At 55.7% G+C, this 702-nt stretch carries 1 protein-coding gene; it reads left to right on the forward strand.

Features of this window, described 5'->3' with window-relative positions; all coding sequences use genetic code 11:
* On the forward strand, positions 1 to 318 hold a 318-nt coding region (locus D6877_RS29420; RefSeq protein WP_178083707.1), incomplete at its 5' end, for a hypothetical protein.
* Positions 319 to 702 lie beyond the last annotated feature (384 nt).

Below are 702 nucleotides of genomic sequence, written 5' to 3' on the forward strand. Positions count from 1 at the left end.
ACCCGGATCAATCCCTCCGCTCAGCCTTCCGACGTCGCCGGTGGATCAAGATCAAAAGCACTCGAGCTTGCGCTCATTGTTGAGTGGGGCGGCTTCGCCGCGGGCAGCTGCGCTGCTTTGGTTTTGTTTTTGTGGGAACGAGCCTGCTCGCGAAGGCGGCCTGCTGGTCAACGAATTTCTATCGATTCACCCGATCCAACTGTAGGAGCTGCCGAAGGCTGCGATCTTTTGATTTTGCTTTTCTGTGGGAGCGAGCCTGCTCGCGAAGGCGGCCTGCTGGTCAACGAATTTCTGTCGATTCACCCGATCCAACTGTAGGAGCTGCCGAAGGCTGCGATCTTTTGCTTTTGCTTTTCCGTGGGAGCGAGCCTGCTCGCGAAGGCGGCCTGCTGGTCAACGAATTTCTGTCGATTCACCCGATCCAACTGTAGGAACTGCCGAAGGCTGCGATCTTTTGCTTTTGCTTTCCCGTGGAAGCGAGCCTGCTCGCGAAGACGGAGGCACATTCAAATTCATTTGACAGATATACCGCTATCGCGAGCAGGTTCTCTCTCACAAGGTTTTGCGCATCACCCGTCCATCCGTCGTCTGCCCTGAACCTCTGTCGCGCTGATTTTTCTACCGGGTAAGTCCTCAGGAGATACCCATATGTTCGATCAGCAAAAGAAGGCATCACTGGCGGCATGGCGCAGGATGGCGGAG

It is taken from the genome of Pseudomonas sp. Sample_9 (assembly GCF_004307535.1).
Lineage (GTDB): Bacteria > Pseudomonadota > Gammaproteobacteria > Pseudomonadales > Pseudomonadaceae > Aquipseudomonas > Aquipseudomonas mercuritolerans.